General features: G+C 65.9%; 22 protein-coding genes. 9 read left to right on the top strand and 13 right to left on the bottom strand.

Going from position 1 to position 20389, the window contains the following annotated elements:
- The first annotated feature begins 245 nt into the window (after window positions 1-245).
- Together M9H71_RS18815 and M9H71_RS18810 are read left to right on the top strand one after the other, a co-directional pair.
- Window positions 246-1538 carry an adenylosuccinate synthase gene (locus M9H71_RS18815; RefSeq protein WP_455406459.1) on the top strand — a complete coding sequence of 431 codons (1293 nt, stop codon included), beginning with the start codon at window positions 246-248 and terminating at the stop codon, window positions 1536-1538.
- A 37-nt stretch (window positions 1539-1575) separates the two neighbouring features.
- A complete protein-coding gene (locus M9H71_RS18810; RefSeq protein ID WP_455406458.1) occupies window positions 1576-3183 on the top strand; it encodes a hypothetical protein in 1608 nt (535 codons plus the stop codon).
- A gap of 407 nt (window positions 3184-3590) precedes the next feature.
- Here the strand turns inward: M9H71_RS18810 and M9H71_RS18805 are convergent, their stop codons facing one another.
- The 6 genes from M9H71_RS18805 to M9H71_RS18780 form a co-directional block, all read right to left on the bottom strand.
- Window positions 3591-3809: a hypothetical protein gene (locus tag M9H71_RS18805; protein ID WP_455406457.1), complete on the bottom strand. Its 219-nt coding sequence runs from the start codon at window positions 3807-3809 to the stop codon at window positions 3591-3593.
- Between the two features lie 426 nt (window positions 3810-4235).
- Window positions 4236-4439, bottom strand: coding sequence for a light-harvesting protein (locus tag M9H71_RS18800; protein WP_455406456.1), 204 nt, complete (start codon window positions 4437-4439; stop codon window positions 4236-4238).
- Window positions 4440-4451: 12 nt separating this feature from the next.
- Window positions 4452-4607, bottom strand: coding sequence for a light-harvesting antenna LH1, beta subunit (gene pufB, locus M9H71_RS18795; RefSeq protein WP_011157052.1), 156 nt, complete (start codon window positions 4605-4607; stop codon window positions 4452-4454).
- A 366-nt stretch (window positions 4608-4973) separates the two neighbouring features.
- Window positions 4974-5417, bottom strand: coding sequence for a phosphate-starvation-inducible protein PsiE (locus M9H71_RS18790; RefSeq protein WP_455406455.1), 444 nt, complete (start codon window positions 5415-5417; stop codon window positions 4974-4976).
- A gap of 132 nt (window positions 5418-5549) precedes the next feature.
- Window positions 5550-6107, bottom strand: a complete 558-nt coding sequence (locus tag M9H71_RS18785; RefSeq protein WP_455406454.1) for a cyclin-dependent kinase inhibitor 3 family protein — start codon at window positions 6105-6107, stop codon at window positions 5550-5552.
- Entirely contained in the window at window positions 6107-6874 is a 768-nt protein-coding gene (locus M9H71_RS18780; RefSeq protein ID WP_455406453.1) for a type III effector HopAG1, read from the bottom strand. Before M9H71_RS18780 ends, M9H71_RS18785 begins: the two co-directional genes overlap by 1 nt.
- A 140-nt stretch (window positions 6875-7014) precedes the next feature.
- On the opposite strand from M9H71_RS18780, the gene M9H71_RS18775 reads away from it, so the two are divergent.
- Window positions 7015-7662, top strand: a complete 648-nt coding sequence (locus M9H71_RS18775) for a class I SAM-dependent methyltransferase (RefSeq protein WP_455406452.1) — start codon at window positions 7015-7017, stop codon at window positions 7660-7662.
- Window positions 7663-8041: 379 nt separating this feature from the next.
- Here M9H71_RS18775 and M9H71_RS18770 read toward each other — a convergent pair whose 3' ends face one another.
- The 3 genes from M9H71_RS18770 to M9H71_RS18760 form a co-directional block, all read right to left on the bottom strand.
- The gene (locus M9H71_RS18770) at window positions 8042-8845 is read right to left on the bottom strand and encodes a DODA-type extradiol aromatic ring-opening family dioxygenase (RefSeq protein WP_455406451.1); all 804 of its coding nucleotides are present in this window, start codon (window positions 8843-8845) and stop codon (window positions 8042-8044) included.
- A gap of 39 nt (window positions 8846-8884) precedes the next feature.
- On the bottom strand, window positions 8885-9475 hold the full coding sequence (locus M9H71_RS18765) for a malonic semialdehyde reductase (protein ID WP_455406450.1): 591 nt from the start codon (window positions 9473-9475) through the stop codon (window positions 8885-8887).
- A 67-nt stretch (window positions 9476-9542) separates the two neighbouring features.
- Entirely contained in the window at window positions 9543-10187 is a 645-nt protein-coding gene (locus M9H71_RS18760; RefSeq protein WP_455406449.1) for a YceI family protein, read from the bottom strand.
- 96 nt (window positions 10188-10283) lie between these two features.
- On the opposite strand from M9H71_RS18760, the gene M9H71_RS18755 reads away from it, so the two are divergent.
- Window positions 10284-11186, top strand: coding sequence for a LysR family transcriptional regulator (locus M9H71_RS18755; protein WP_455406448.1), 903 nt, complete (start codon window positions 10284-10286; stop codon window positions 11184-11186).
- 13 nt (window positions 11187-11199) lie between these two features.
- Here the strand turns inward: M9H71_RS18755 and M9H71_RS18750 are convergent, their stop codons facing one another.
- The 3 genes from M9H71_RS18750 to M9H71_RS18740 form a co-directional block, all read right to left on the bottom strand.
- Entirely contained in the window at window positions 11200-11673 is a 474-nt protein-coding gene (locus M9H71_RS18750; protein WP_455406447.1) for a BLUF domain-containing protein, read from the bottom strand.
- A gap of 195 nt (window positions 11674-11868) precedes the next feature.
- The gene (locus M9H71_RS18745; RefSeq protein WP_455406446.1) at window positions 11869-12129 is read right to left on the bottom strand and encodes a hypothetical protein; all 261 of its coding nucleotides are present in this window, start codon (window positions 12127-12129) and stop codon (window positions 11869-11871) included.
- A gap of 486 nt (window positions 12130-12615) precedes the next feature.
- Entirely contained in the window at window positions 12616-13245 is a 630-nt protein-coding gene (locus M9H71_RS18740) for a DNA alkylation repair protein (RefSeq protein ID WP_455406445.1), read from the bottom strand.
- A 712-nt stretch (window positions 13246-13957) separates the two neighbouring features.
- Between M9H71_RS18740 and M9H71_RS18735 the strand changes: the two genes are divergently transcribed.
- Both M9H71_RS18735 and M9H71_RS18730 read left to right on the top strand, forming a co-directional pair.
- The gene (locus M9H71_RS18735; protein WP_455406444.1) at window positions 13958-15658 is read left to right on the top strand and encodes a CHAT domain-containing protein; all 1701 of its coding nucleotides are present in this window, start codon (window positions 13958-13960) and stop codon (window positions 15656-15658) included.
- A 590-nt stretch (window positions 15659-16248) separates the two neighbouring features.
- Window positions 16249-16626, top strand: coding sequence for a hypothetical protein (locus M9H71_RS18730; protein WP_455406443.1), 378 nt, complete (start codon window positions 16249-16251; stop codon window positions 16624-16626).
- Window positions 16627-16790: 164 nt separating this feature from the next.
- On the opposite strand, the gene M9H71_RS18725 is transcribed toward M9H71_RS18730, so the two are convergent.
- A complete protein-coding gene (locus tag M9H71_RS18725; RefSeq protein ID WP_455406442.1) occupies window positions 16791-17507 on the bottom strand; it encodes a DUF1013 domain-containing protein in 717 nt (238 codons plus the stop codon).
- A gap of 261 nt (window positions 17508-17768) precedes the next feature.
- Between M9H71_RS18725 and ispH the strand changes: the two genes are divergently transcribed.
- From ispH to rnhA, 3 genes are all read left to right on the top strand, one after another.
- Complete coding sequence (gene ispH, locus M9H71_RS18720) at window positions 17769-18731, top strand: 4-hydroxy-3-methylbut-2-enyl diphosphate reductase (RefSeq protein WP_455406441.1); 963 nt, start codon at window positions 17769-17771, stop codon at window positions 18729-18731.
- Window positions 18732-18829: 98 nt separating this feature from the next.
- Complete coding sequence (locus M9H71_RS18715) at window positions 18830-19813, top strand: homoserine kinase (protein ID WP_455406440.1); 984 nt, start codon at window positions 18830-18832, stop codon at window positions 19811-19813.
- Entirely contained in the window at window positions 19810-20277 is a 468-nt protein-coding gene (gene rnhA, locus M9H71_RS18710; RefSeq protein WP_164606946.1) for a ribonuclease HI, read from the top strand. Before M9H71_RS18715 ends, rnhA begins: the two co-directional genes overlap by 4 nt.
- Window positions 20278-20389 lie beyond the last annotated feature (112 nt).

Genomic DNA, 20389 nt, shown 5'->3' with positions numbered 1-20389 from the left:
CGCCAAGGCTCCGCCTAAGGGCCTCGCACAGCGGCGGATTTCAGAGGGGATACAATGCTTTGCAGCGCCGTGGGACGGGCGTTTCGCTTGCGTCGCAGGCCGGCTTCCGTTATCCGGTGCCGTGCCTCGCGTGCGAGCGGCTGCGGTCGCGTTTGCCAGGGCGCGCGAGTCCGATCCGTCATCGTCGCCACCGGCGCGCCGCGATCGTGCTTCATCCGGTAGAGTGACAGGGGAACCTTCTCGAAATGGCCAATGTCGTCGTGGTCGGCGCCCAGTGGGGCGACGAAGGCAAGGGAAAGATCGTCGATTGGCTCTCCGAGCAGGCCGACATCGTGGTGCGTTTCCAGGGCGGTCACAATGCCGGCCACACCCTGGTGATCAACGGTGCGACCTACAAGCTGGCGCTGCTGCCGTCGGGCGTGCTGCGGCCGTCGAAGCTGGCGGTGATCGGCAACGGCGTGGTGTTCGATCCGCAGGCGTTCCTCGACGAGGTCAAGAAGCTGCAGGGCCAGGGCGTTGCGATCTCGCCGGACAATCTGCGCATCGCCGAGAACGTCACGCTGATTCTGCCGCTGCATCGCGAACTGGATTCGCTGCGCGAGAACGCCGCCAAGGCCGGCGCGATCGGCACCACCCAGCGCGGCATCGGCCCGGCCTATGAGGACAAGGTCGGCCGCCGTGCGATCCGGCTGATGGACCTCGCCGATCCGGACACGCTGCCGCAGAAGATCGACCGGCTGCTGGCGCACCACAATGCGCTGCGCCGCGGCTTCGACCTGCCGGAATTCGACGGCGCCGCGATCTTGAAGGACCTGCTGGCGCTCGGGCCGCAGCTTCTGCCCTACGCCGAATCGGTGTGGCGGCTGCTCGACATCAAGCGCCGCGAGGGCAAGCGCATCCTGTTCGAGGGCGCGCAGGGCGCGCTGCTCGACGTCGATCACGGCACCTACCCCTACGTCACCTCGTCCAACACCGTTGCGGCGCAGGCGGCGACCGGCACCGGCATGGGCCCGGGCGCCGTTGGCTACGTGCTCGGCATCTGCAAGGCCTACACCACGCGGGTCGGCGCCGGTCCGTTCCCGACCGAGCTGACCAACGAGATCGGCGAAGAAATCGGCCGTCGCGGCAAGGAGTTCGGCGTCAACACCGGACGCAAGCGGCGCTGCGGCTGGTTCGACGCGGTGCTGGTGCGGCAGACGGTGCGGACCTGCGGCATCCACGGTCTGGCGCTGACCAAGCTCGACATTCTCGACGGCTTCGACAGCGTCGAGGTCTGCGTCGGCTATCGCCTCGACGGCAAGGAGATCGATTATCTGCCGGCCGGCGAGGGCGCCCAGGCGCGGGTCGAGCCGATCTACGAGACCATCGAGGGCTGGAAGGAGCCGACCGCGAACGCAAGGTCGTGGGCCGAGCTGCCGGCCCAGGCGATCAAATACGTTCGCCGCATCGAGGAACTGGTCGGCTGCCCGGTGGCTTTGTTGTCCACGAGCCCCGAGCGCGAGGACACAATTCTGGTGCAGAATCCGTTCGAGGCTTAATAAGATGTTACCCAAAGACATCGAAAATTGAGTCGAGATGGCTGATTACTATCCGCTGATCGCACGCGCTATCGCGAGTCTGGACCCGAGTGCTCCCGGCGAGCAACGGCGCGCGATCTACGAGCGGGCCCGCGCCGCGTTGATCGCGCAATTGCGCGGCGTGCAGCCGCCGCTGACCGAATCCGAAATCACCCGCGAGCGCCTGGCGCTCGAGGAGGCCGTGCGCAAGGTCGAGTCCGAGGCCGCACAGCGCGCCCGCGATGCCGCCCGTGCCGAACTCAAGGGCCGCGGCCGTCCCGCCGATGCGCCGCGACCCGGCGATGCGCTGCGCGCTTCCAGCCGTCCGCTCGGCCGTCCCGGCGATCCGCCGCCCCAGGTCAATCGCGGCGCTGCGGCGGGCGCGATGCCGGAGCCGGAGTTGCCACAGGCGGTGCGCCCGCGCGCGCCGGACGATGCGCCGATCCCGGAAGAGGCTCCCGAGCCGCGTCCGTCCCGCACGCTGCGGGTCGATCCGCCGCCGATTCCGCCGGAGCCGGCGCTGCCCGGCCGTGGCCCGGCCGTGCCGCCGCGTCGCGCCGCTCCGCCGAACCAGCCGCCTCCGCCGGCCAATTCCCCCGGCCTGCGCGGCTTCAGCGACGTCACCGCCGATCTCGACGGGCTCGGCAATGCGGCCGCACAGGCCAACCGTGCCGCCCGGAAGACCTACGCCAACGTCGCGCCGTCGCCGGAATTCGATCGGCTCGAACCGACGATGGAGAACCGCGCCGATCCGGATGCGGCGTATTCCTACGATGAATCGATCGACGAGGCGGCGCGCTATGCGCCGCCGGCCGCCGCGACGCGGGCTCCGGCCGAGCCGAAGCGCAAGGCGGTGCGCGGGCCGTCGAAATTCCCGCTGCGGATCGCGCTGGTCGTCGGCGTTCTGGTGATGCTGATCGGCGCCGGCCTGGTCTGGGGACCGGGTGTTGTGACCAGCCTGATGACGCTGATGCGGTCGTCGCCCTCGACCGAGACGGCTGCCCCGGCGACGCCGGCAGCGCCGACCGAGCGGCCGAAGATCACCGACCGTGTCGGTCAGCCGTCGACCGAGCAGGCCGCCCCGGTGGCGCAGCGCGTGGTGCTGTACGACGAGGATCCGAGCGATCCGAAGGGCAAGCAATATGTCGGCTCGGTGGTGTGGAAGACCGAGCAGGTGAAGGGGGCAAGCCCCAAGGGCGGCGCCGACCTCGCGGTGCGCGCCGACATCGACGTGCCGGAGCGGCAGTTCAAGATGACGATGTCGTTCCGCCGCAACACCGACTCGTCACTGCCGGCCAGCCACACCGCGGAATTGACCTTCATCCTGCCGGCCGATTTCCAGGGCGGCGGCGTGTCCAACGTGCCCGGCATCCTGATGAAGTCGAACGAGCAATCGCGCGGCACGCCGCTCGCCGGGCTCGCCGTCAAGGTCACCGACGGCTTCTTCCTGGTCGGCCTCAGCAACGTCGAAGCCGATCGCTCGCGCAACCTGCAGCTCCTCAAGGAGCGCTCCTGGTTCGACGTGCCGATCGTCTACAGCAACGGCCGCCGCGCCATCATCGCGATCGAAAAAGGCGGCCCCGGCGAGCGCGCCTTCAACGAAGCCTTCAAAGCCTGGGGCGAGTAGCGCCAGGCTTTTCGCGCCCGCGCCTTGGGCGTTGGCATTCCGGTGGTGACGCCTTCCGCGTCCGCCTCATTCCGTGCCGCTGTCTCCCCTCACAGTCATTCCGGGCACGCGCGCCAGCGCGTGAACCTGGAATCTCGCGCAGGCAACTAACAACACCCGTCATCGCCCGCTTGCGCGGGGATGACGTCATAAGCAAGCGGTCGCCCGTGATGGACAGCTTCGCGCGCCCCGCAGAACACTGCGAGATTCCGGGCCTGCGTGCTTCCGCACGCATCCCGGAATGACGGTGCTGTTTGGCGAGCGGGTGGGGAGGAGCGTGAGGGGCGTTCTGCGCCATCACGCCCCCCCGAATCAAAACGCGCCGCGGACGGCCGCGACGCGTGCGAGGGGCAGGCGTGAGAGGTGGACTATGGTGCGCCGTCGGCGCCGGCACGCACCGCGTCGTCGACCAGCTCGTGTGCGTCAGTGACGCCGCGCGCGGCGTTCTGCACGATGATTTGCGCCATCATGGCCTTGGTGGCCGGCGTGCGGTGCTCCGCTGCGATCTGCTCGACCGCGATATCGAGCACTTCGCGCAGCGTCGCGACGTATTCGGGATCGAATTTCGGCGGTTCGTTGGCAGTCATCGTGACCTCCTTCAGTTGCGGCGGGCACCATGTCGAGCCATTGCGGCCCAAGTGCGGAGCGGCGATGAAGTTGCAGTGACGGAGGCGATTTTTCCGTGACCTTACGGACTTGTCATGAACGCAGAAACCCTTGCGGCGCAGCGGTTATTGCAATTCGTCAAGCCTGCGCGACAACGCCGGATTTCGAGCAAATCCAAACTGCCGGAAGGGAGCTGACCCGGCGCCGCGGCTTTCGTCGGGATCGGCAACGCCGAGGCCGGGTGATTTCAACCGCAGCGAGTCGTCGCGCGGGAATTCGTCGTGTGGGACTCGGTGCTTCGCATCGGTTGGCCGGGCGATCCGGCACCGCCCAAACAAAACACCCGCCGGTGCCCCCGCACGAGGGGCAACGACGGGCGTATTGTCAGCGTCGAAGAAGTAAAAGGCTTACTTCTTGGCGGCCGGAGCGGCCGGCGCCGGCGCCGCAGCGGCCGGGGCGGCGACGGTGGCGCCGTTCCAGTACTTCGGGAACCAGGTGGTGTTGCTGAGAACAGCGTAGTGCACCAGGATGGCGATCACGGTGACGCTGCCGAGCAGGAGCGGCAGGCCCACGCCCGGGTTCACGACGGTCCAAATGCGACCTTGATTCATGTTCGATACTCCTTAGTGCAGCCAGGGCGAATAAACATACGCCAGGAAATGCGCGACGATGGCGATCGCACCGAAGATGCGCGTGCCGTCTATCACATGCTTGTGGAGCTCTTCCGACTCCGCGATCGTCAGACCGGTCGGCCAGACCTTGTTCGGATCGTCTGCCATTGTAAAACCTCCAGAGAGACTTCGATCATTGCGTGCGGATCGCACGCTTCAGTGCTGCTAGCAGCGACCGGGACGCCCGATCCGGCTGGACTGTCCGCGACCACCCCCCTCGAAGGCTGCCGCGCCATCCCGCAGACCGTTTGGTCCCGGCTGAGACCTCCGTGACCGTGCCACCCATCGTCCGGTAGCGTACCGATCACATCGTTCTCTCGCTCGGTCACATTATCGTGACACCCTCTCTTGTCAACTTGACATGACACGGACCGCTGTCCGGTTCATGCCGGACAGCGTGTCCGCGATCAGCGGCAAGGATGGGCGCGCAGCGAGCGACCGGTACTGCCGGTACTGCCGGTGCGGCTGGGACGGCTAGGCCGGGTGGTTCGGCTCATGCTGCTTGCCGTGGCTCTGCCCGTGGCCGCCATGGCGCGGCGGCCGATACGAGATCACCGCGCAGGCGATCGCCAGGATCAGGATCGCGCCGCTCTCGTACAGCAGGTTCGCCGGCGGCTGGTCCTTGCCCTGCAGGATCAACAGCCGCGAGATCGCTGTGATGGCGATGAACATCGGCAGCGTGATCGGGATCTTCTTGCTCTCGTAGTACACCGCGACCATCGCGATCACTTCGACATAGATGAACATCAGCAGCAGCTCTTTGAGCGTGACGCGGACGTTGAGCACGGTTTCGTAGACTTCCTGCGCCATCGCCACCACGGCGAAGGTGCCGATCAGCAGCAGGAAGGTGTTCTCGATCAGTTGGAAGCCCTTGCGGATCAGCGGCATCGGCGGGGCGGGAGTCGGCAGCTCGTTCATCGGGACGGTCCGGTTGTGGCGCGGCTTGCGCCTGAAGCCGCGGATGTAGCGAATCGACCGCACAGCGTCTTTGACTCGGTCCCGCGCTGCGGAAAAACGCCGCTGCGGCGGATCGCGCCCGGCGCGCATCGCTCACGGAATCGGCTGCGCCCGCTCGACGACCGCCTGCTGCGCACGGGTTTCGATCGCGCCGCGGCCACGCACCGCGCGGACTTGTGCGATCGCCTCGGTCGCCGGCACGCCGAGCTCGACCAGTAGCCGCGCCGCGATCATGCCGGCGCGGCCGAGCCCGCCCTTGCAATGCACCAGGACGTCGTCGCCGGCGCGCAGCCGCTGCCGGATCAGCCGGCCTTCGGTGTCCCAGCGCCGTTCGAATTCCGCCGTCGGCGGGTGATAGTCCGGGATCGGCAGATGCAGCCACTGCATCGCGCGGCGCTCCACCTCGAGGCCGAGCTCCGGCACTTTCAGCAGCTCCAATTCGCGCGGCTCGACCAGCGTGATCACCAGCCGCGCGCCCCAGCTTCGGATCGCGTCGAGATCGGCGGCAAGATCGCGCGCCCAGCCGCCGGTCAGCGCCGAGGCGTCGTGCTTGCCGGGGCAGAAGGTGATGCCGATCCGCCCGAGCGTCGGCCCGGCGCGCACCTCGGCAATCTGTAACGGATGGGTTTGGCTGGTGCGCAGCGGCGCCATCACTCCTCCATGGTGTCGAACGCGCGGACGCGGTTGATCGCTGCGCCGCTGGCGGCGACGCGGCGGATCAGATCGGCGCGCCGCGCCAGCAGTAATGCGGTCAGCACGCGCGCCTCGTCGGTGTCGCCGAGCACATCGCCGACCACCGCGCCGATCGCGGGTTCGGTCAGCCGCGCCACCTTGGCGACGGAGGCGGCGAGCGCGTGCCGGCTCATCGCGCCGAATACACTCGCCGCCACCGCGTTGGCGCGGGCATCGCGCAGCGTGTCGAATTCGATCGCCTCGGCGCCGAAGTCGGTCTTGCGCGCGCCGCGGGCCCGATAGGCCAGCGCGCCGCCCTGATCGATACGCACCACGCCGCCGTCGCGCGTCACCAGCACGTTGTCGAGATCGACGCCGAGCACATCGCGATTGGCCAGCCAGGCATCGACCGCGAAATCGCGGCAGACCTCCGCGGCGACGCCGTTCTCCGGATAGGCCAGTGCCTCGCCGAGCGAGGCGCCGCGCAGCATTGCGCTCGCCACCGCAAGGCCGCCGCCGCGCCGCACCAGCTCGACCTCGGCGACGTTGGTGCCGGCGAGCCGATACAGACGATTGGCCAGCACTTCGCTCCGGGCGTGAGCGTCGCTCGCCGGAGTTTTGACGTACCAGGCGCGGCCTTGCGGGTCGGCGAACAGGCCGCCGGCATTGGAGCCGGCCTGGCCGCCGATCGGCGTCCATTCTCCGGCGTCGCGCAAGGCCGCCGCGCTGTCGCTTGTCTCCGGCATGAGCTCCCCGAGCCGCCCAGTCTGCTCGCGCGCATGATTTGCGCGAAATCAAGCGACATCGCGCCGCCCGCCGATTAGCGTAACGCCGCCGCTGGCCTGCGCAACATCGACCAAACGCTGAAGACCCGGGAGGCGAGGCGATGTCGTTCTCGAAGCTGTTGGACCTGCTGACCGGGCGCGACGCGCAGCGGACTGCCATCGATTGGGACGCCAAATACGGCACCGACACCCGTTCCATCGTCGAGCTGCACGGGCTCACCATCGGCCACGACAGCCGCCGTTTCGGCGAGCGCTATCAGGCCAGCGATCCGTCGGTGCTCGGCGACGCGGTGGCGTTCATCGGGCTCGATCCGCGCCTGTATCGCTTCGTCGATCTCGGCTGCGGCAAGGGCCGGATGCTGATCGTCGCCGCCGAGCTCGGCTTCAAATCCTGCGTCGGCGTCGAATTCGCCGACGAGCTGGCGCAGACCGCGAAGGCCAACGCCGCGGCGGCCGGCTTCGACACCATCTCGGTGGTGCACGGCGACGCCGGCGCCTACGCGTTCCAGGACGAGCCGTTCGTGCTGTATCTGTTCAACCCGTTTTCGCACCAGATCATGCAGCGGGTGCGCGACAACCTGCTCGAGCTGCGCCGCGCCGAGTATTACGTGATCTACAAGAACCCGCGCGAGCGCCGGATCTTCGACGAGATGCCGGCGCTGCGCTATCTCGGCACCCCGCCCGCGCACAAGGGTGCATGGGGCGTGCATGCGTGGGGACCGCGCGGCTCGTCAGGAAAGAGTTCGTAGGATGGGTTGAGCCGCAGGCGAAACCCATCGCTCCGTCGTCTGCGTCGTGATGATGGGTTTCGCTGCGCTCAACCCATCCTACGCGTGTGCGTGGCGCGAGATTCCGGGCTCACGCGCTGACGCGCGTGCCCCGGAATGACTCGGTGGAGCCAAACGTGCTCCTCTCCACCCGCCGTCATTCCGGGATGCGTGCGACCGCACGCAGACCCGGAATCTCGCAGTTGTTACGAAGGAAGATGCGGTGGAGATTGCGGCGGTCGCGTGCACGAGCGCGTCGAGTAGTTCGTAGGATGGGTTGAGCCGCAGGCGAAACCCATCGCTCCGTCGTCTGCATCGTGAGGATGGGTTTCGCTGCGCTCAACCCATCCTACGGTGTCAATCACCCGAACGCGTAGCCGGAGATCCGCTTGTTGCCGATGGCGTCGTGGAACACGCGGCGGCCTTGGTCGGGGCCGGCGGCGCCGGCGGCGACCATCAGCGGGATCAGATGTTCTTCGCGCGGATGGCAGGCGCGGGCGCCGGGGGCGCTGGCCCACTGCGCCAGAAGGTCGTTGCGGACCGCGGCATCGGGCGCGGTCGCAGCTTCCGTGAGCCAGTGATCGAACGCCACCGACTCGGCCTCCTGGCCGTCGAAGAAGGTCGAGAGGTTGTGGAAGCTGTTGCCGCTGCCGATGATCAGCACATTGTCGTCGCGCAAGGGAGCCAGCGCGGCGCCGATCGCTAGATGCTGAACGGGATCGAGATCCTGCTGCAGCGACAGCATCACCACCGGAATCGTTGCCTCCGGATCGACGATCAGCATCGGCACGAACACGCCGTGGTCGAAGCCGCGCGCTGCATCGGTCGCGGTGGCGATGCCGGCATCGCCGAGCAGCTGCTGCACCCGCGCGGCGAGTGCCGGATCTCCCGGCGCCGGATAGCTCAGCCGATAGGTGTGCTCGGGAAAGCCGTAGTAATCGAACAGCATCGGCGGCGCCGCCGAGGTGCTGACGGTCGGCAGCGCGGCCTCCCAATGGCCCGACACCATCAGGATTGCGCGCGGCCGCGCCGGCAGCGAGGCGAGCACGCCGGACAGATAGCTGCGCAATCCGTCATAGGCGTGCGGGCCGAACCGCCGCGGCGGCTCCATCCAGAAGCAGGGGCCGCCGCCGTGCGACAGGAAGATGGTGGGTTGACGGGGCATCGTCGCAATCTCCCTGAAAGATAAGGTATCAGCGCCGCGTCACAGCACGCGGCAGGCGTCCTCGAAAGCGAGCCGCGGATTGCGCGGAAACAGCTTCTCGGCATCGCCGTAGCCGATATTGCACAGGAAGTTCGATTTCCAACGGCCGTCGGGGAAGAACTCGGCGTCGAGCGCTGCCTGATCGAAGCCGGACATCGGCCCGGCATCGAGCCCGAGCGCGCGGGCGGCGAGGATCATGTAGGCGCCCTGCAGCGACGAGTTGCGCTTGGCGGTCTCGGTGATCAGCTCCGGCTTGCCGACGAAGCCGCTGCGCATGTCGCGCGCCGGAAACAGTTGCGGCAGCAGGTCGTGGAATTCGGTGTCGTAGGCCACGATCACGCAGCACGGCGCCTCTTTCACCTTGTCGACATTGCCGGGCGCGACGCTGGTCAGCAGCCGCGCCTTGGCGTCAGTGCTGCGCACGAACACGAAGCGGCCCGGATTGCTGTTGGCCGCGGTCGGCGCCCATTTCAAAAGGTCGTACAGCGCGTGGATGGTGTCGTCGGTCACCGGCTTGTTGGTCCAGGCATTGTGGGTGCGGGCCTGGACGAACAACTGGTCGAGGTGGGGAGCGTGCAGCGTCGAACTCATGGGGCGTTTCTTCTGTCGGACGAGGGCAGGTGCGCCCGCCGCCGGATGCGGCGAGCGCGGGAGGCGATCAGTTCTGCTTTTCGAACGCGGCGCTGATCTCGAGGCGGACCTCGTCGCTAATCAGCGGCACATATTTCGTCACGCCGAAGTCGCTGCGTTTGATCGTGCCGGTGAGATCGAAGCCGATCGTCACCTTCTTGTTCAGCGGGTTGACGCCGGCGCCGTGCAGCCGGGCGTCGAGCGTCACGGTCTTGGTGACGCCATGCAGCGTCAGTTCGCCGGTGACCTTGGCCTGGCGCGGCCCGGTGACAGCGACCTTCTGCGACTTGAACAGGATCTCCGGATGCGCCTTGGCGTCGAGCCAGTCGGCCGCCGTCAGCTCCGCGGTCAGCTTGTCGACCGGGGTGTTCACCGAGGCGGTCGGCAGCTTGATGTCGAAGCTGCTCTTGGCCGGGTTGGCGGCATCGAGCTGCAGTGTGCCGGAGACGTCGCCGAACCGGCCGCGGAAGTCCGAGAAGCCCATATGCGAGATCACGAAGCCGACCTGGGTGTGGTCCGGGTCGATCGCATATGTGCCGCTCTCCGCCTTAACCGGCTCGGTCTTCGCCGCCGGGGCGTTGGCGCCGGCTTTAGGGGCGGTCTCGGCGAACGCGGCGGGCGCGACGGCCAGCGCGGCGGCCAGGATCGGAAACAGCAGGCGTCGTTGGATCATAGGTGTCCTCCAGTTTGGCAGTCCTCCTGACTTAGGAGCCGCTGCCGCCTGAAGAAAGAGATGAAGTCTTGGTGATCTTCATCTAAAATTTCGATGATGAACGACAGCCTCACCCTCGACCAGATCCAGCTCCTGCTCACGGTGGCGGACGAAGGCAGCTTCTCCGGCGCCGCCCGCAAGCTGCGGCGGGCGCAGTCGGCCGTCACCTACGGGGTGCAGAAGCTGGAGCAGCAGATCGGGGTGTCGCTGTTCGATCGCTCCGGCTACCGGCCGGTGCTGACCGAGGCGGGGCGCGCGCTGCTGGCGCGGGCGCGGCGGATCGCCGAGGAGGCGGCGGCGTTTCGCGATCAGGCCCGCAGTCTGGCCGGGGGCCTGGAGCCGGAACTGACGCTGGTGCTCGACTCGATGTTTCCGATGCCGCGGATGGTCGCTGCGCTGCGCGCCTTCACTGACGCCTTCCCCACGGTGCCGCCGCGGATCTTCGTGCAGTCGCTCGGCGCCTCGGCCGAGCTGGTGCTGAACGGCACTTGCGTGATCGGCCTGGTGCCGCAGCCGTTCAGCGACCAGCCCGCGCTGAAGCACTATCCGCTGTCCACCGTGCAGCTGTTGCCGGTGGTGGCGCAGGATCATCCGCTCGCCGCGATCGAGGGGCCGATCCCGACCGACGTGCTGCGCCGCTACGTCCAGCTCGTGCTCACCGACCGCTCGGCGCTGACCGAGGGGCGCGACTACGGCGTGCTGTCGACCCAGACCTGGCGGCTCGCCGATCTCGGCACCAAGCACGCGATGCTGCTGGCCGGGCTCGGCTGGGGCAGCATGCCGACCCATCTGGTGGCGGACGATGTCGAAGCCGGCCGGCTGAAGCTGATCCAGCCGCTCGAATTCGAGGACCGCACCGCCCAACTGGTGATGACCGCCGCGCACCTCGCCGCCCGCCCGCTCGGCCCCGCCGCGCAATGGATGCTGAACTACCTGCGGGCGCAGAGCCCGCGCGGGTGAGGCGCCGACCGCCTCAGCTCTTGCCCGGCGCCGCGAAGGTCCGGTCGGGCGACAGCTCGGAATCGTAGGCCATTTCCATCACGATCTTGAACAGCCGGTCGCAGCGTTCGTCGGGCGCGAAATGGGTGTCGTCCTTGATCCAGCCGAGCGCCTTCTCCCAGCTCGGCGAGCGGCCGATATAGGCCATCGTCCAGTCCGGGAATTCGCGGGCCTCGACCTCGGCGGCGGTAATTACCTGGATCTTGTTGTGACGCGGATCCTTGCGGATCACCGCGAAGATCCGCTCCACCGCATCGCGCGGCCCCTCCAGCACCTGGGCGAAGAACCCGCAATTGAAGATCAGCGCGCCGGTAATTCCGAGCTTGTGGTTGTGGCGGCGGGAGGCGTTCAGGATCGTCTCGATCTCGCGGCCGACATCCGCGACATCGCCTGCGATCCGATTCTCGCTGACATACAGCAAGCGGTACAATGGCGAAGCGTCAGCCATCATCGCGCCGGTCGAGACGGAGCAACCCCATCAGCTAGCCCTCCCGATCCCATTGAGAAGCGCCGCGTCCGCGCTTGCCTTGCGCGGCGTCAAATCTGCTTGCGCTTATCCAGTCATTCCGCGGCGCTTGTGAACGCGTGCGAAGCCTGGAATCCCGCCGTGCTGCAAAGATCGACTGCCGCTTCCAGCCGCCGCTCAGCTCAGCATCGGCCACAGCCGATACGCCACCGCCACCGCGAGCACGATCGCGGCCCAGATCAGCGCGTGGTTCAGCCATTGGCTGGTGCCGGTCCGGCGCAGCACGCCGCGGCCGACGAACAGCGTCAGCGCCGACAACATCGCGACGCTGACCACCGTCGAGGAATCGAACAGCGCGCCGCCATAGGCGGTGTCGTTGACGATCGCCGCCACGCCGCCGGTGACCACGATCGCGATCAGAAGCCAGAAATAAGCCATGCGCGAAGTGTCAATCGCATCGCGCGACTCTGTCAATGCGGGGCAGCGACGCGGGGGGCAGGGCGCCCCGCACCTCCAGCGTATCGCGACACGACGTCCTCTCCCCGCGTCATTCCGGGATGCGCGTCACCGGCGCGCAGGCGCGGAATCCATCACCACCGCCGTTTGCGTTCCGGCGCATGCGCGGTGTCCATGAAGAGGGCGGATCACGCTGCGATAATCCGCCCCCTACGAGTTTGACGTAAGGGCCATGCCGCAGATCGCAGCACGCTCCCTCTCCCGCTTGCGGGAGAGGGCTGGGGTGAGGGCGACGCGGGTCGTGAGTCCAGTGTGGAGTCCGCATGAGTCGAACGAAATGCGGGACGAAGCGCGTGGGGCGGGTTAGCCAAAGGCGTACCCCCCGATGCGCGACGTCCATGAAGACGACGGACGACGCGACGCTCCTCTGCCCTGCGGGCTGATCCAGCCGTCCGCGCCGAACGCGCTTCAGGCGGCGGCGGATGTCAGGAGGCGCGTGGCCAGCTTGTGGACTTGTCGGACGCCCTGGTGATCTAGATCCCAGGTCACGATTTCGCTGCGGATCAGATCGGGGTGCTTCTTGCTGATGTCGCGCAGGGCATTGCCGACCGATTTGCGCAGGTACTCGCTGTCGTAGTTCCGCAGCGGCGACAGCAGCGCGACGGCGGCTTCGGGATGGGCGCGGAAGTAGGGCCGCGCCGTCCATATCCGCAACCCCTCGGTCACGGCGCGCCTTGTGTTGGCGGATGCCGCCGACAACCACTCCCGGATGGTCGGCAGCGCGGCCTCATAGCCGGTGTCCGCGCAGAACCGGTCGAACGCTTTGGCCAAAATCTCCTGCACGCGCCAATCGTCGTCCAGGCTGACGCGCTGTTTCAGCACGGCGAGCGCATCGCCGTCGAAGGCCGCGAGACGCCCGAGAATCAACGTCGCCACACAGCGGGCCTGATGGACCTCGGATCGCAACAGCTCCACCGCAATCTCTTTCGCCCCCGCCGCATCGCCGGACGCGATCACTTCGTCGGCCGCCAGCTCAAGATCCTTGAACCCGTTCGCGGTGCGCCTGGCTCGTTCGATGATCGCCGTTGTGATCCGCATCATGGTCTCGGTTTGAGCTGCGTGGCACACTACCGCGATCGTGGTCGTGCTTCCATGCGCCGAGCTTGGAATCGTTCGGTGCGGCGATGATGCTCGCTCAGCGGGTAGGGCGGGTTAGCCGAAGGCGTAACCCGCCGATACGCGACGCCGGTGAAGGCGGCGGATGACGCCGCGCTCATCCGCCCCACGGACCGTCAATGCATGGCAGCAACGCGGGGGCGGTCACTTCGCATGTCCAGAGCATCGCGAAACGACGTCTTCTCCCCGCGTCATTCCGGGATGCGCGCCACCGGCGCGCAGGCCCGGAATCCATAACCACCGCCGTTTGAGTTTTGCCGCACCGATGCAACGCCGCGCCCTTACAGCATCCACAGTGAGTATGGATTCCGGGCTCGCGCTCCGCGCGCCCCGGAATGACGTGGAGAGAGGATTGTACACTGAGGCTAAGCAGGTCATTCCGGGGCGCTCGCGAGGCGAGCGAACCCGGAATCTCGCCGTTGTGGCAAGGATCGCCGCGACGCGATCAGAGCGTAGGGCGAGTTAGCCGAAGGCGTAACCCGCCGATGCGCGACGCCAATGAAGAGGACGGATTACCCTTCGCTAATCCGCCCTACGAGCTGCCGATCAGAAACCGGTATCGTCGAGTAGGGTGACTTGCGCGTCAATTGTGCTTTGCTATGCTGCAACCATTGAGTGTTTTGGAGCATTTGAAATGAAATCTATCGCGGCGGAGCCCACATTGGATGAGTTGTATCGAATGGTCTCCTATATCTACGTCGATAAGAATACCCACAGAACATCGACGGCAACCTTTGCTCACTTTGTTGAAGTGTGCGGGATGCTCACGATCCATGATCGAAAGAAGAAGCGCGAAGGACTTGAGGTAACTGATGCGCTCTGCAAGGCGTTGGGTTGGTATTTTCCTCTACTGGCGAAGATGCGAGTGCGCAGTGTAGAGGAATTGGTCTTTCGGAAATTTCCGGGGGTGTGCCCCTATTGTAGATTGGCTCCTCACAAGGAGGTCGATTGCAAGCTCGTGCGAGGAACAAACCCTACGGTCAATCATCAAGAGGTCGAAAATTTCTATAAGAGAAACTGGACTAATAGGCCAAAGACATTAGACGGCTGGCAGGAAATGTTCCAACAAATCTATCCACGGTCGTTGGAAGAGCACGGAAGAAGTACTATCGGTCTGCTTGAGGAGCTAGGCGAATTATCTGAGGCGGTGAGGGTGTTTGAGCGACATCCCAAATATTTCCTGGGCGAGGCTGCAGATACCTTCTCCTATATCATGGGTATTGCCAATGAGCACACGATGAGGCTCGCGCAAGAGGGGCTCTCGTTTTCATTTTCGAAGGAGTTTGTCGCCCGATTTCCGGGGCTTTGCATTCAGTGTGGTTCAAAGACGTGCGTATGTCCGGCTGTTCCGGAGGCCACTGTCGGCCGAATGGCTAAGGAGCTTTCCATTGGGGAGGCAGAATTGCCATTCTTGAACGATGTTGAGGAGTTTACTGAGCAAGGGAAGATTGTTGCACACAGAGTTCTGGAGTCGGTTGGAGGACTAGAAGGGTTAACATCGAAACTCCCCTTCGATCGCGGCGATGCCAATCGAGCATTGGTATCTTTGTGTCTAAAGATCGCAGATGCTGTCGCTGAATCAAACCCCCGAGTTGCAGAACGATTAAGGTCGGAGGCCTTATCAATTAGTGTTTCTGCGCAACTTCCGGGGACGCCTAAACAGCCGATTCAGCTCGATGGATTGCTGAACCAAATCCAGGAAATCTGGCGGAGTTTAGGTAGCGATAGTCGCAGCGATATCCGTGGAACGGATGGGTTGGTCGGAGAGCTTGGTGAGATTCTTGATACCGTAAGAATTCTCTTTGTGTATTGCACGCCGGCGGACGTAGATTCGCTCAGGGTGCATGGCGAATATAAGATTCTAACTGATCTAACTAAATCAAAAGAGCGATCGTTCAAGTTGTTACTTGCGCCGCTTCCGGCGGCAACCGCGACGGATTTTCGTCGGGCTTTACTTGATGGAAAGTACGACATTATTCATTTTGCTGGGCATTCCGACTCGGAGAATTTGATATTTGAAGATGAGTCAGGAAATTCCACCCCGGTTCCGCTGAAGGCTATCGCTGAAGTTATTGAGAATCAGGGTAGTGCGAAGGCGGTGATCCTGAATGCTTGTGGGTCAGTTGTGTCGCTTACGGATACGATATCGCCGATTACGATCGGAATGGACGACTCTATAGATGATGGTGCGGCCATCGAGTTTTCGCGTGGCTTCTACGACGGCCTCGTGAGAGGGCGAAGTATTGGTGACGCGTATCGAGAAGGTGTGAGCGCGGTCAAGATGGCCAACTATGACTCGTCGCAGATTCGCATTATGCATCGCGGCGCGGTGTAATTCAGCACATAGGGCTGGTTAGCCGATGCCTAACCCCCGTACGTGGCGTCAACGGAAACAGCGGATGACGCTGCGCTCATCGCCTACGGCCTCCCGACTTGTCGTTTGACAACATTCCGTACCTGGATTATATTCCCATTCATCCCGCCCCATCGAGGGGCGCGTTGCCGGGACGCTGGTCGTCGCGGGGCGGGGTGTGGCGCCTGCGGGTGTGGGGTGGACGTCGCCCTGTACCTCCGGGAGGCTGAGGGTCGCCGTCCGCCGCTACTACGAGCGGCCGCCGCGACAGAGGCTGGACGGGTACGGTAGAGGCCGGGGAAAGCCCGCAAGCTCGCCGTGTCCCGGAAGCACGGTCCTTCAGCCAAAAGTCGCCACGGTGGAGCGTCGAAAGACGTTTCCGCGGCGCTCGCGCTTCGGCGATCCGAGGCATGAGGCCGCGGGTCCTACCAAAGGCGCGTCTTTCGGCGCTCCACCTCCCTCGGCCCGATGGCCGACCGGAGGCCCCCTGAACCCATCACTCACGCAAGGCTTTTGCGGGCAACGCCGCCGCATGCGTGCGCGCCCGCTGGTATCAACATCAGGAGGGAGCGATGCCGACTTGGCCGACCGAATACCTTAGCTGGGATCACGCGCGGCTGGTTGCACTCGAGCAGCAGGCCAGTGCCAAGCGGGCGCGGCTTCGGCTCGAAACCGACATGCTGGCGGCACGCCGCGCGCTGCAGCGCGCGCTGGCAGATGAAGCGCAGGCGCACAAGCGCTGCCCCAAGAAGGACTGCCGCCGGGCGCGCGGCTGCCGCACGCCGATGCTCTGCGCCGTCGTGCCGATGGAGCCGCCGACCGAGCCGCAGTGGAAGATGATCGACACGCTGTACACCAACCTGCAGCGCCGCCGCCGCGATCAGGCGCTGGCGCGGCTGCAGGACGGCGAGCGGATGCGCGATGGGCGCAAGGCGGGGAGCGGGCGATGAGGGCGCTTCGCGCTGATGCCGGCCGCGGAGCGGCAACGCGCTCCATCCGTCATCCTCCGCGCAGGCGGAGGATCGAGTATTCCAGAGAGCCTGCGGTCAGCAACACGCGCTCTGGGATCCTGGGTCGCCCGCCTGCGCGGGCGATGGCCGTGAGGGTGGGCGGCTCAGAAGCCGCCGTCTTCGTCCTCGTCGTCCTGCTTCTTGCCGCCGATGGTCTTGAGCTTGGCGAACACCGCGTCGACGTCGAGATCGTCCTGGCTCTTGCCGGAGGTCGCCGCTTCGTATTCGGCTTCCTTGCGGGTGGTCTCGGAGGCCGGCAGCAGGGTGGCGCCGCCGTATTGCTGGTCGATCGGCTTTTCCTTGGCGGCGCGCTGAACCTCGAAGTCGAGGTCGAGCTGCGAGCACAGGCCGAGCGTCACCGGGTCCATCGGGGTCAGGGTCGCGGCGTTCCAATGGGTGCGGTCGCGCACGCTCGCGATCGTGGTCTTGGTGGTGCCGACCAGGCGCATGATCTGCGCGTCCTTCAGCTCGGGGTGGTTGCGCACCAGCCACAGGATCGCGCTCGGGCGCTCGTGGCGGCGCGACACCGGGGTGTAGCGCGGGCCCTTCTTCTTGGCGGCCTGCGGCAGCACCACCTTGCTCTCGGCGAGCCTCAGGCGGTAATCCGGATCGCCTTCGCCCTTTTCGATCTCGTCGCGGGTGAGCTGGCCGGTCGAAATCGGGTCCATGCCCTTGATGCCCTGGGCGGCGTCGCCGTCGGCGATCGCCTTGACCTCCAAGACGTGCATCTTGGTGAAGTCGGCGACCTGATCGAACGTCAACGCCGTGTTGTCGAGCAGCCAGACGGCGGTGGCCTTCGGCATCAGCGGTGCGTTGCTCATGGCAAATCTCCTTTGTCCCTTGCCCCTCCGGATTCGTCCTGAGGCAAGGCGGGGTCGTCGAGGATGACGGGAATTGCCGCTTATATATGCCGTCCGGGCCTCGCCGCGCAAGGAGCCTTGCTAAAGTGCAGGTGATCCGGCCTTGACAGGGCCTTAAACCCGGCCCAATTCCTACACCGTTCGTCCGATGCGCAGCGCCGATGGCGTGCGCCCGTTTTCCGCCGGTTCTGCACGGCGCCCAGGCCCCCCGGATCGTTGCCAATGCTCGCCAAACCGCCGCTGAAAATCGTCCTTTGTTCGCCGCGCGGGTTCTGCGCCGGGGTGGTGCGGGCGATCGATACCGTCGAGCGGGCGCTGGCGATGTACGGCGCCCCCGTCTACGTCCGGCACGAGATCGTCCATAACAAATACGTGGTCGACAGCCTGCGCGCCAAGGGCGCGATCTTCGTCGAGGAACTGGAAGAGATTCCGGACACCAAGGCCCCGGTGGTGTTCTCCGCCCACGGCGTGCCGAAATCGGTGCCGGAAGACGCGATGGCGCGGAACTTCTTCTCGATCGACGCCACCTGCCCGCTGGTCACCAAGGTGCACCGCGAGGCGGCGATCCATTTCAAGCGCGGCCGCGAGATCCTGCTGATCGGCCATTCGCATCACCCGGAGGTGGTCGGCACCCTCGGCCAGTTGCCGCCCGGCGCGGTGACGCTGATCGAGACCGCGGCGGATGCTGCGGCGTATCAGCCCAAGGACCCCGACAACCTCGCCTTCGTCACCCAGACCACGCTGTCGATCGACGACACCGCCGGCATCGTGGCGGTGCTGCGCGAGCGCTTCCCGAACATCGCCGGGCCGCACCGCGAGGACATCTGCTACGCCACCACCAACCGCCAGGCGGCGGTGAAGAAGGTCGCGCCGGTGGTCGACGCCATGATCGTGGTCGGCGCGCCGAATTCGTCGAACTCGCAGCGGCTGCGCGAAGTCGCCGAGCGCGAGGGCTGCAAGGTCGCGGTGCTGGCGCAGCGCGCCTCCGATCTCGACTGGAGCCAGTTCGAGGGCATCAAGGTGCTCGGCCTCACCGCCGGGGCCTCCGCGCCCGAGGTGATCGTCGAGGAGATCATGGGCGCCTTCGCCGAGCGCTTCGATCTGTCGGTCGAGACGGTGTCGGCGGCGGAAGAAAACGAGTTCTTCCCGGTGCCGCGGGTGCTGCGTCCCGACGCCGCGGAATAAGTCCGGCCGGGGCGGAGACCTCCACCGGGGCGCCCTTTCATCGCGCCCCGTCTTGGTCTAGGAAGCCGCCAGATTTTTCCTTCTGATCGGATCACGACATGGCGGTCTACACCGACGTCGCCGCCGACGAGCTCGCGGATTTCCTGAGCCGCTACGACATCGGCGACCTGCTGTCCTACAAGGGCATCGCCGAAGGCGTCGAGAACTCCAACTTCCTGCTGCACACCTCGCGCGGCTATTTCATCCTGACGCTGTACGAAAAGCGCGTCGCGCGCGACGATCTGCCGTTCTTCCTGTCGCTGATGACGCATCTGGCCGGAAACGGCATCAACTGCCCGCAGCCGGTCGCCGATCGCGAAGGCCGGTCTCTGGCGACGCTCGCCGGCCGTCCGGCGGCGATCATCGGCTTCCTCGACGGGGTGTGGCCGCGCAAGCCTTCGGTTGTGCATTGCGCCGGCGTCGGCGAGGCGCTGGCCAAAATGCATCTGGCCGGCCGCGGCTTTGCGATGAAGCGGGCGAACGCGCTGTCGGTCGCCGGTTGGCGGCCGCTGTTCGCCGCAGCCGAAGCGCGCGCCGACGAGGTGCAGCCGGGTCTGCGCGATTTCCTCGCTGCCGAGTTGAGCTACCTGGAAAGCGGGGTGTGGCCGAGCGATCTGCCGCAGGGGCTGATCCATGCCGACCTGTTTCCCGACAATGTGTTCTTCATCGGCGACGATGTCTCCGGCATCATCGACTTCACCTTCGCCTGCAACGATCTGCTGGCCTACGACGTGGCGATCTGCCTGAACGCCTGGTGCTTCGAGGCCGATCATGCCTTCAACGTCACCAAGGCGCGGGCGCTGCTGAACGCCTACACCCGCGAGCGCCCGCTCGACGCGGCCGAGCAGGCGGCGCTGCCGCTGCTGGCCCGCGGCGCCGCGCTGCGCTTCCTGCTGACCCGCCTGGTCGACTGGCTCAACGTGCCGGAGGGCGCGCTGGTCAAGCCGAAGGACCCGATGGAATACGTCCGCAAGCTGCGCTTCCAGCAGAATGTCGCCGGAATTCGCGACTATGGGGTCGAGATCGCAGGGGCGGTGGCGTGAGCGAGGACGCAGTCAGGCCGGTGATCATCCACACCGACGGCGCCTGCTCCGGCAACCCGGGCCCCGGGGGGTGGGGCGCCATCCTCAAATTCGGCGACACCGAAAAAGAGCTCAAAGGCGGCGAGCCGCAAACGACCAACAATCGCATGGAGCTGCTGGCGGCGATCTCGGCGCTGGAAGCGCTGACGCGGCCGTGCACGGTGGATCTCTATACCGACAGCCAATACGTCAAGAACGGCATCGGAAGCTGGATCCACAACTGGAAGCGCAACGGCTGGAAGACCGCCGACAAGAAGCCGGTGAAGAACGTCGATCTGTGGCAGCGTCTCGACGGCGCGCTGAAGAGCCACCAGGTCCGCTGGCATTGGGTCAAAGGCCACGCCGGCCATGCCGAAAACGAACGCGCCGACCAATTGGCGCGCGACGGGCTCGCGGAAAATCGGACGAAGTCGCGGGTGAAGTAATCGCTTCACCGTCGTCGTCACCCGCGCATGCGGGTGATCCAGTATCCCAGAGAACCTGTTAGTTCAGCACGAACGCCCTGGAGTACGCGATCGCCCGGACAAGTGTTCAGCC

This window comes from Rhodopseudomonas parapalustris (assembly GCF_053772255.1).
Note: the sequence above shows the minus strand (reverse complement) of the source record. Positions and strands in the feature narration are given on the sequence as shown.